Genomic DNA, 11,382 nt, shown 5'->3' with positions numbered 1-11,382 from the left:
AGAAAAAGTCTTGAACACGAATAGAATCACCTGACTCATACCCATCTAGTACTAAATCAGACCCGTCTTGCGTAAATGAAACCTCTGTTGATGCTACATCGCTCAATTTAATTTGGTCTGTATTTTCATGAGTATCAAAGTCTACGATAGTATCGTTACCATGGCCCCGACTAAATAAATACGTATCGTTGCCAATGTTACCATCTAGGTGATCGTCACCTTCATCTCCACTTAAAATGTCATTACCTGCGTTGGTGTACAAGTTATCATTACCTTTACCACCGTAAACAATGTCATCTTGTTCTTCTGTATATACAGTATCATTACCATCTTGAGCATAAACGATATTTTTACTATTCCATGTTGTTAAATAGTCATCTACTAATGTGCCATTAAAAGTTAATGTCATGTCAAATATATTTGCAAAACTAAGAGTCTGATCATTAAAAATAAATGATTCACCTTGATAATCACTTGACGAGAAGAAGTATTGAACACGAACGGAATCGCTCCCGTTATAACCCGATAATATTAAATCATCATTATCTTTACTAAAGGTGACTTCACTCGCTTTCACGTCCGTAAATTGAATCAGGTTTTGACCTTCATAGTCATAGATTGTGTCCTGACCATGTCCTTTACTAAACAAGTAGGTGTCATTGCCTGCTCCACCATTGAGCGTATCATTGCCTGTACCACCAACTAAGATGTCGTTACCACCACCTGCATTCAGTGTATCGTTATCTGCTCCGCCATCTAAGTAGTCATCTTTATCAGAGGTATAAACTGTATCGTCACCACCACCTGCATTAACAATACTTTTGCCAATCCATGTCGACATATAGCCATTGCCTGATGTCCCATTAAAGACAAATGTCATGTCGAACACGTCTTTAGCACCAATGGTCTGATCATTAAAAATAAATGATTCACCCTGATAATCACTTGACGAGAAGAAGTATTGAACACGAACGGAATCGCTCCCGTTATAACCCGATAATATTAAATCATCATTATCTTTACTAAAGGTGACTTCACTCGCTTTCACGTCCGTAAATTGAATCAGGTTTTGACCTTCATAGTCATAGATTGTATCTTGACCATGGCCTTTACTAAACAAGTAAAGATCATTGCCTGCTCCACCCTTGAGCATATCATTGCCTGATGTCCCATTAACGGTAAATGTCATGTCAAACACATCTTTGGCATCAATAGTCTGATCATTGAAAATAAATGATTCACCCTGGTAACTACTTAATGAGAAAAAGTATTGAATACGAACTGAATCTGTGCCGTTATAACCCGATAATATTAAATCATTATTATCTTTACTAAAGGTGACTTCACTCGCTTTCACGTCCGTAAATTGAATCAGGTTTTGACCTTCATAGTCATAGATTGTGTCTTGACCATGGCCTTTACTAAACAAGTAAAGATCATTGCCTGCTCCACCCTTGAGCATATCATTGCCTGATGTCCCATTAACGGTAAATGTCATGTCAAACACATCTTTGGCATCAATAGTCTGATCATTAAAAATAAATGATTCACCTTGGTAATCACTTGACGAAAAGAAGTATTGAAGACGAACGGAATCTGTGCCGTTATAACCCGATAAAATTAAGTCACTATTATCTTTACTAAACGTCACTTCACTTGCTTTAATATCAGTAAATTGAACTAGGTTTTGACCTTGATAATCATAAACCGTATCTTGACCATGGCCTTTACTAAAGATGTACGTATCATTGCCCGCACCACCATTTAACGTATCGTTACCGGTACCACCATCTAAGGAGTCGTCTTTATCAGAGGCAGTAACGGTATCGTTACCATCGCCTGCATTTACAATACTTTTACCACTCCAAGTAGACATATAGTCATTGCCTGACGTTCCATTAAAGGTAAATGTCATGTCAAACACATCTTTGGCATCAATAGTCTGATCATTAAAAATAAATGATTCACCTTGGTAATCACTTGACGAAAAGAAGTATTGAAGACGAACGGAATCTGTGCCGTTATAACCCGATAATATTAAATCATCATTATCTTTACTAAACGTCACTTCACTTGCTTTCACATTCGTAAATTGAATCAGGTTTTGACCTTCATAGTCATAGATTGTGTCCTGACCATGGCCTTTACTAAACAAGTAAAGATCATTGCCTGAATTACCTATTAATATACTTGTTTGTGAATTCCCATCGAAAATTTCTCCAGGATTCCCTTCAAATGAGTAAATTTTATATTTTTTTAAGAGTGTTGACTGTATTTCATTATCACTAAATATTCTAATATCCTGCTGATCATTTGATATATATAAATGTGCATGATTCAGTAGTAATTGCTGAAACTTCGTTTGATCATTTGAATTTTTTGCATTCATTTGTAATTGTTGATAAATGCTACTTCCTTGATTCATTCCATTTTTAATCGTAAAAGCAATTGATGCTGATTCAACATCAGGTAGTGTCTTTAAATGTTCATATAGCGCAGTCGTATTAAGTTGTAATTTATTATTCAGAACTTCGAAGTTAATATAAGGTGTGATATTATTCAACTGTGAACTCAGCTGTAATTCACTAAATATTTTCGTTCTTACATCTGTCCATATCTTTTCTAATGCATTAACTTGATCTGGCCCGCTCACATTTCCCCAAGAACGAATTAATTTTTCACCCATAAGTTTTTCAAGTGTTAGAACCAAGCGATCATCATGGTCTTTAAAGTTAGCAATCGAGTTCGTTCGAATATCACTCACACCTGCCCATTGATAAATAATGTCATCAATTAGTTGTTCTTTTTGAGCTATAGAGCTTGTAGTTGTAAATTCTTTGACTAAATTTGTTAAATGACCTGTTTTATCATTTGCCATGGAAACATGTAACCGCTCCATATTCCCTAGTTGTTGTAAGTCTGGTAAATTTTTTATTTCTTCTGAAAAGTTTGAATCATCTGGAGTTTCATCGAGCGACTGCATTACGTCGGTCTGAAACCAAACATCTTCAATTATCCCATTTTTACCATTTTTCCATGTAAAACTACTTTTTTGGTTATGAGCATTACCGTTGTCATCTATATTGTATGTATTGGAATAATCTGTATTAATACTCGTTATACCTAAATCAGATAACGACGAAAGCTCTCCTAACTCAACAGTACCGTTTCCATTTTTATCTTGCCAAACTTGTAATTTCTGATAAATAGTATCGTTACTATCAATTTTACTGTCGTGATTTACATCATAAATATTAAGTGCATCAAAGCCGTTATTAGCTCTTTCACCTGAATTATTAACTGTGTAATTACCAAATAATTCATTCCCTGTATCAATTTTATCGTCAAAATTCTTATCTAAAACAAGTAATCCATCTTCTTTACCCACCCAAGCTGTTTTTTCTTTTTGTTCCTCATTATTTAAATTAAAATAAGTACCATACTCTAAAGAGGTTGTTTCAATTTTTCCACTGTGGTCTAAATCTAATATCAAAGGACTTGATAATTTTCCAGCATCTTTAAAGGCTTTTATTTCATTTGGTAAATCAAAAAAGGGAAGAAAAAATTTATCTTTAAGATTGTTAAACCAATTTGAAATACCTTTAGGAATAATAAGGTCATGGGTCTGGTAAAACTTATAAAGTTTTCCTGCAAGTTCTCCAAGAGCTTTACCTCCTTGATAAGCAAGAAAAGCTGCTGCTCCTATAAGTGCAAGTTCACCTAATACAGGAGTTGCAAAAAACACCGCTGCTGCAGAAGTAAACTCCATACCAGCCATAAAAGCTGCAGTACCTATGACGAGTTCTTTACCAGATTTTTTGGCTTGAGCATTAAATTTAGACCAATCACCCGTATCAACTCCATGGGCCAAACCATCAAAGATATCATTAACAAATGTTACCCCTATAACTCCTGCACCAAATGCACCACTATTAAGATATTTTGTAACTTCACCTACTTTTGTTCCATCAAAAGAATAGTTCCTAAATTGATTAATTACATCTGCGAAGCCACGATAACTTGCCCTATCCATAGTTAATGTGCCATCAGCACTAACATGCTGTTCATAGTTGGTAGAAGATCCTGTACCAGATAAACCTTCACCAACCGATCTTGTTCCAGATGAACCTTCACTAACCGATCTTGTTCCAGATGAACCTTCACTAACCGATCTTGTTTCAGATGAACCTTCACCAACCGCTCTTGTTTCAGATGAACCTTCACCGACCGCTCTTGTTTCAGATGAACCTTCACCGACCGCTCTTGTTTCAGATGAACCTTCACCAACCGCTCTTGTTTCAGATGAACCTTCACTAACCGATCTTGTTTCAGATGAACCTTCACCAACCGCTCTTGTTTCAGATGAACCTTCACCGACCGCTCTTGTTTCAGATGAACCTTCACTAACCGATCTTGTTTCAGATGAACCTTCACCAACCGCTCTTGTTTCAGATGAACCTTCACCGACCGCTCTTGTTTCAGATGAACCTTCACCGACAGTTCTTGTTCCAGATGAACCCTCACCGATCGGTTCAACGCCAATAGAAGATTTTCCTCCAACTTCATCAGTCGGAAGCATTTTACGAAGCTTAACAGCATCAGAAGGAGGCTCGCTAATCAGATTTTTTTCATAGAATTGTGCATTCATCGCATGATCAAAAGTACGTTGGCTCATCCCATTTGTTTTACTTTTTTTCCAATCCTCAACCATTTGATCAGTGGCTGATTTAAAATGACCATTTTTTTCCATTTCAAAGAAAGCATCGTTAAACTCTTGCTTGAAATTTTGTCTGAAATTCGTGTTATCACCTCTTTGAATTCCAGAATTAGGATCTTTTTTTAAATCTATAGTATCTTTAAGCAACTCAGGAGAATTTTTATTAACCTCCTCATATTGACTCCATCTTTTATCGGCTAAATTATAGCGCTCAGAATGAGCTAATACTTTTTCTGAGTCTGACGAGTTTTTTATTATTTCTTCATTGCTAATGGCATTTTTCTTTAAATAATCTTCTACATTTTTCTTTGAATCAGCTCCATAAATATCAACTGTTCCATCAATCAACATTTGCTTAAGTGTCGCTTGTAAATCGATAACAGCAAGACGCTGCTGTTTTGGGTCTAGTTTTGAATCTTCAGCAAAAATCTGTTCTAAGCGATCTTGAACAGCGTTGGTATATCCTGTATGTCCCCCTTGAGTTAGCCCCCAATGCCATGTACCTGCCACTTCAATATTTCGCAACTCAGGCGTTTTACTTTGTAGATCTTTAAACATATCGGCAGATGTTTGTGTCGTAAACATCGCTATTCGATTATTACCTGATTGGAGTTGTGCTCTATCTCCTAGGGCTTTTTCTAGCTTGTCACCAAACTCTTTGTTATTGAAAAGACTGGTAGGTAAAATATGATGAATTTCAAATGTAGAATCAAATGTTTGTGGGATAGTTGTCATCTCAAGAATCTCTCTTTGTTATTGTTTATGAATGATTTTAGTAGCAAGAATATGAAAGTTTTCTAAAAATCCAGCTTTTTCTAATGCCAACTTAAGACGGTTAGACATAAATAATGACCTAACTAAAGCAGGATCATGCCATAGATCTAAGTCACACTTGGTTGCGTCGTCAAACAGTGCAATCGCATGATCAAATTCATCTCCTGCACTTAAACGATAAGGTTGATACCCTGCCTTTAAGATTTGAAATTTTCTTAGTTTTCCTTCACAAAGATCAGGTGCTAAAAAAGAACGCCAATCTGCAATATTGAGCACATAATAGGTTTCATTATTTGCCAATTCATCTTTTTCTAAATCGTAAAGTGATACCGGAAAAAATTGAATATGCTCCCCCAAATTAAACTGTATGAGGAGCTCACGGCATTCTTGGGTAACCACTAAACTGTCTAAAGTGTTGAAAAAACCAGGAAGAAGCTCAAGCGTTTTTTTGCTTAAGCCCTCGCCATAAATCATGGTCGGTGCATTTTCTAAAGGAATCGATTTAAAATCTAAGTAATGATCATTAAATAAAATTTTTTCATCAAGAATTTGATCATAACGTTGTTGCTCAGTAATAGTTTTTGGATACTTTTCTCTTAATATTTTATATTCAGGATAATCGACAATACCTTTAAAGCTAGTGCCAAACCATTGTCGAGTTTCTTGTGCTTTAGATGAATAAATGGGGCTAAACCAAACCATTGATGACATTTTATACTCCAGTTTTTATTAAAAAATTGCTTTTAAATAAATTATTAATAGCAGAATGAAACCTACAAATCAGTTTTGAGCTCAAATACCTCCTTATCTCTATCATTATGAATATGACGTCTTTTTTTAACTCTATCTTTATTTAAATTATGACGTAAAGTTGCTCTATATATTTACAAAAAAATACTTTTAAGCTCTAATGCTTGCAATTTTAACATTGATATTTAGCAATCATTGCTAACTAAAATAAATTTAATATGGATTCTCAAAAACAACCACAACCTCCTCAAGAAATAGAGGCTTCAAAACGAGACTTTGGTTTAGTTGGGTTAATGATATTGGCTAAATACCACGGTATCGCTGCAAATATGGCAGATATTCAACACCGCTATTGCCAACAAAGCATAGAAATAGACCAAACATCTTGGCTATTGGCTGCCAAAGACCTTGGTTTAAAAGCACGTGTTACCCACCAAAAATTAGAACGTTTACATTTAACAAATTTACCTGCGCTCGTTTGGCAAAATGATGGACAACACTACCTTTTAGCAAAAGTAGATGGTGATCAATTTTTAATTCAAGATTTACAACAAAATCGTGCGGTATTACTGAGCAAAGCAGACTTTAAACAAAAATATTCAGGGCAACTGATTTTAGTTACCTCAAGAGCATCAGTTCTTGGTAATTTAGCCAAATTTGATTTCACATGGTTTATTCCTGCGGTCATCAAATATCGTAAAATCTTTTTAGAAGTGCTCTTTGTTTCGGTAATTTTGCAACTGTTTGCACTCATTACACCATTATTTTTTCAGGTGGTGATGGATAAAGTGCTTGTCCATCGAGGTTTTTCTACACTTGATGTCATTGCAGTTGCTTTTTTAGTGGTGACTTTATTCGAAGTTACGTTAGGTGGATTACGCACCTATATTTTTGCTCATACCACAAGCCGTATTGATGTAGAACTTGGAGCACGTTTATTTCGACATCTATTGAGCTTACCCATTAGTTATTTTGAAACACGACGCGTCGGTGATACTGTTGCACGCGTACGTGAATTGGAGCAAATTCGCAACTTTTTAACAGGGCAAGCGCTTACCTCAGTTTTAGACTTTTGTTTTTCTTTTATTTTTCTTGCAGTCATGTGGTATTACAGTGGTTGGTTAACACTTATCGTTGTTATTTCTTTGCCATTATATGCACTCCTATCTGCAGGAATCAGCCCTGTATTACGTTCTCGTTTAAATGAAAAGTTTGCACGTAATGCTGATAGTCAATCGTTCTTAGTGGAATCCGTGAGTACTATCAGTACCATTAAATCTATGGCTGTTGAACCACAAATGACAAGACGATGGGATCAACAGCTTGCCGCTTATGTTGCTGCTGGTTTCCGTGTAACCAAGTTAGCAACTTTGGGGCAACAAGGCGTTCAGCTCATTCAAAAACTTGTCACTGTTGCAACACTCTGGTTTGGCGCAAAGTTGGTTATTTCAGGCGATCTAACGGTTGGTCAGCTCATTGCCTTCAATATGCTTGCAGGACAAGTCGCTGCACCTGTAATTCGCCTTGCACAACTGTGGCAAGATTTTCAACAAGTTGGAATTTCGGTTGCACGGTTGGGTGATATTTTAAATACCCCTACAGAAAACCCAACCAGTCGAATGGCACTTCCTGAAATTCAGGGAAATATTGAATTTGAACGTGTTTCTTTTCGCTATCGCCCAGAGACACCCGAAGTTTTAAGAGAATACTCTTTAGCAATCCGTGCGGGCGAAGTCATTGGTTTAGTTGGACGCTCTGGCTCTGGAAAAAGCACCATTACTCGACTTGTTCAACGCCTTTATGTTCCAGAACGTGGTCGAGTACTTATTGATGGAAATGATTTAGCGCTTGCTGATCCTGCATGGTTACGTCGTCAAATTGGTGTGGTCTTGCAAGAAAACATTTTAATGAATCGGAGTATTCGCGAAAATATTGCATTAAGTGATCCGGGCATGTCATTAGAGCGTGTCATCCATGCTGCCAAACTTGCTGGTGCCCATGATTTTATCTCTGAATTACCCGAAGGGTATGACACAACAGTTGGCGAACAAGGTTCAGGCTTATCAGGTGGACAACGTCAACGCATTGCGATTGCACGCGCTTTAGTTGTTAATCCTAGAATTTTAATTTTAGATGAGGCAACGAGTGCACTTGATTATGAATCTGAGCATGCAATTATGAAAAATATGCGTGCAATTTGTAAAGGACGTACCGTTATTATCATTGCACATCGTTTATCTACTGTAAGAGGATGCAACCGTATTATTGCAATGGATAAGGGGCAAATTGTAGAGCAAGGTTCACATCAAGAATTACTACAAAAACAAGGGTATTACAAATACCTATTTGATCTTCAATCATCTTAGGTATTTGTTATGTATAAGCAAGCCATTCAAGATTTCTTTAATAAATATATTCGAATTTGGAAACAAGTTTGGGAGGTACGTGACCAACTTGATCCACCCAAACGTGAAAAAGATGAGCGAGAGTTTTTACCTGCCCATCTAGAACTCACAGAAACACCACTATCTGCTGCACCAAAATGGACAGCACGCTTAATCATGCTTTTTGCATTGTTAACTTTGTGCTGGGCACTCATTGGTAAATTAGATATCGTGGCAACAGCTCAAGGAAAAACAAGCTTAGGTGGACGAAGTAAAACGATCCAACCATTAGAAACTGCAGTTGTAGAAAAAATTAATGTTCATGATGGGCAGACAGTCAAAAAAGGCGATGTATTAATTCAACTTGCAGGTATCGGTTCAGAAACCGATTACACGAGAGCAATAGATGCCTTAAAAGCAGCGTATATAATAAAGTGGCGCTCAGAAACATTACTGACAAGTTTAGATAAAAATATGTTACAAGATATTCATACTTTTATGAAAAAAGATGCTGAGCAACTTGTTATTTTGGGACAAATCTCCTCTGATAATTTATTAGAAGCACAAAACCTATTGAGTAATCAGTATGAGGCGTGGGCAACAAAAAAATTACAGTTAATCTCTGTTAAACAACAACATCTTGCTGAGTTAAGTTCGACACAAGCACAAATCAGTAAGTTAAAATCTATGACAACCATAGAAGCACAACGAACGCAAGATTATCAAGAATTGGTTAATCAAAATTATCTTGCAAAACATAACTTATTAGAACAAGAAAGCAAATACATTCAATCTAAAAATGATCTTGGAAGCCAAGTGAGTAATGCTGAGCAAATTAGACAATCTATTCATCAGGCAGAAGATGAAACGACCTTAAATACGCAGACATTGAAAAGAGATACGCTTGATCAGCTCCGTCAAGCAAACGAGCAGATTCCACAATTAACTGCAGAAGTGCTTAAAAGTCAACAGCGTAAAGCATTAATGGAAATTAAATCGCCTGTGGATGGAACTGTACAGCAACTTGCTATACATACCTTAGGGGGTGTTGTAACGGCTGCTCAACCTATCATGGTAGTTGTACCTCAAAAAGATCAGCTTGAAGTTGAAGCGGTTGTACCCAACAAAGATATTGGTTTTGTACACGCAGGACAAGAAGCTGTTATTAAAATTGAATCTTTTCCCTATACACGCTATGGCTATTTGACAGGTAAAGTCAAAAGTGTGAGTTTCGATGCAGTAGAAAATAAAGACTTAGGCTTAGTTTATAGTGCAATCATCACTTTAGACCAAGATACGTTAAATGTTGATGGAAAGCAGATTCGCTTAGATGCTGGCATGAATGTCTCAGCAGAAATAAAAACAGGTAAACGTCGTGTTATTTCGTATTTATTAAGTCCTTTACAAACAAAAGTCGATGAAAGCCTAAGAGAACGCTAATAATGAAAATCCAATCTTTAATGTTAGCGGTTACTTTATCTTCTAGCATGACCCACGCATTCAACTTACAAGAGGCTTGGAAGGCTGCTGAAAACAATGCAAGTGAGTTAGAAAAAAATCGTTATGACTTAATTGCCAATCAAGAGCAAATCCCAATTGCAAGAGCAACTTTGTTACCTCAAGTAGTTAGTAGTGCATCTTACCAAAAGCAAAGACAAACACAGCCAAGTCTATTAGATCGTACAAGCCAAAGTTGGCGGATTTCAGCATCTCAAACCATTTTTAATTTAAATAAATGGTATAAATATAAAGAGAGCCAAATTGCAGGTTTAGCTGCACAACAGCAATTTGATTTAAGTAGACAACAGCTTTTACTTAAAGTCAGTGAGGCTTACTTTAATGTACTTATTGCACAAGAATCTTTAGCTTCATCACAAAAAGCAAAAGACGCTTTCTTAATCCAAAAACAACAAGCAGAGGCACAATTTAAAAAAGGTGTTGTTTCTATTGTTGATGTTCAAGAAGCACAATCAGGGTATGAGTCGGCTCTTGCAGATGAGATCGAAATAACCGCTCAACTTGTTCAAGCAAATGTTCAATTAGAAATTTACACGCATCTAGACTCAGCTAGTGTTGAGCAGTTACCAGTAGAGGGTATTCAGCTACCTAATCTATCGATTGAAGAATGGCATCATCAAGTCCAAGAAAATAATCTGGAACTCAATTTACAAAATCAAGCTATTGCACGTGCAGAACAAGAATTAAAGGCTACTCAAGCAAATCATTATCCAACAGTCGAAGTTTCAACAGGTTATAATAAAAACCCTAATAGTTATAGCAGTGATTCTGTACAAAATTATGATACACAAGCAGGATATATAGGTATAAATGTCAATTTACCCTTGTTTTCTGGTGGTGAGACCAATGCCCTCATTCGCCAAGCACGTGCTAAGTTAGCTTCAGAACAAGCGGAACTTAAAGTTCTTAAGGAAAAAGTTAAACTAAGTACAGCAGAAAATTTTGCGAAAGTCGAAACTGGCAAAGCCAGAATAAAAGCTTTAGCAAAGCTAGTAGAAACAAATCAAGTAAAAGTACGTTCAAGTACTTTAGGACAACAATATGGGCTACTGAGTAATGTTGATCGTATACGCGCTGAAAAAGAATTGTATGAATCAAAACTAAAATTAACCCAAGCAAAATATCAATTTTTACAAGCAGAAATAAATTTAATGCAACTCTGTAATCAAATGATTAAAGCACAGGAAGTCTAATATCTGATTTAGGTTGCACTGTTACCTTTTAAGATTTGATATTAAT

Annotated in this window: 5 protein-coding genes; 3 read left to right on the top strand and 2 right to left on the bottom strand. The window is 36.3% G+C overall.

Annotated features, from left to right (window positions below):
* Together PCI70_RS11930 and PCI70_RS11925 are read right to left on the bottom strand one after the other, a co-directional pair.
* Positions 1 to 5,452 (bottom strand): calcium-binding protein (locus PCI70_RS11930; protein ID WP_269915564.1); only part of this gene is annotated, 5,452 nt, incomplete at its 3' end.
* An 18-nt stretch (positions 5,453 to 5,470) separates the two neighbouring features.
* Positions 5,471 to 6,202: a hypothetical protein gene (locus PCI70_RS11925; protein WP_269915563.1), complete on the bottom strand. Its 732-nt coding sequence runs from the start codon at positions 6,200 to 6,202 to the stop codon at positions 5,471 to 5,473.
* 257 nt (positions 6,203 to 6,459) lie between these two features.
* On the opposite strand from PCI70_RS11925, the gene PCI70_RS11920 reads away from it, so the two are divergent.
* The 3 genes from PCI70_RS11920 to PCI70_RS11910 are packed head-to-tail and all read left to right on the top strand — an operon-like array spanning position 6,460 to position 11,336.
* The gene (locus PCI70_RS11920) at positions 6,460 to 8,607 is read left to right on the top strand and encodes a type I secretion system permease/ATPase (RefSeq protein ID WP_269915562.1); all 2,148 of its coding nucleotides are present in this window, start codon (positions 6,460 to 6,462) and stop codon (positions 8,605 to 8,607) included.
* Positions 8,608 to 8,616: 9 nt separating this feature from the next.
* Positions 8,617 to 10,065 (top strand): HlyD family type I secretion periplasmic adaptor subunit, encoded by a 1,449-nt coding sequence (locus PCI70_RS11915; protein ID WP_269915561.1) that lies wholly within the window; start codon positions 8,617 to 8,619, stop codon positions 10,063 to 10,065.
* A 2-nt stretch (positions 10,066 to 10,067) separates the two neighbouring features.
* Positions 10,068 to 11,336, top strand: a complete 1,269-nt coding sequence (locus PCI70_RS11910) for a TolC family protein (RefSeq protein ID WP_269915560.1) — start codon at positions 10,068 to 10,070, stop codon at positions 11,334 to 11,336.
* Positions 11,337 to 11,382 lie beyond the last annotated feature (46 nt).

Origin of the sequence: Acinetobacter sp. HY1485 (assembly GCF_027568475.1) — a bacterium.
GTDB lineage: Bacteria > Pseudomonadota > Gammaproteobacteria > Pseudomonadales > Moraxellaceae > Acinetobacter.
Note: the sequence above shows the minus strand (reverse complement) of the source record. Positions and strands in the feature narration are given on the sequence as shown.

Excerpts from the sequence above, each read along its gene's own strand:
- PCI70_RS11920 (WP_269915562.1), top strand. The coding sequence starts at position 6,460 with ATGGATTCTCAAAAACAACCACAACCTCCTCAAGAAATAGAGGCTTCA.
- PCI70_RS11925 (WP_269915563.1), bottom strand. The coding sequence starts at position 6,202 with ATGTCATCAATGGTTTGGTTTAGCCCCATTTATTCATCTAAAGCACAA.
- PCI70_RS11910 (WP_269915560.1), top strand. The coding sequence starts at position 10,068 with ATGAAAATCCAATCTTTAATGTTAGCGGTTACTTTATCTTCTAGCATG.
- PCI70_RS11915 (WP_269915561.1), top strand. The coding sequence starts at position 8,617 with ATGTATAAGCAAGCCATTCAAGATTTCTTTAATAAATATATTCGAATT.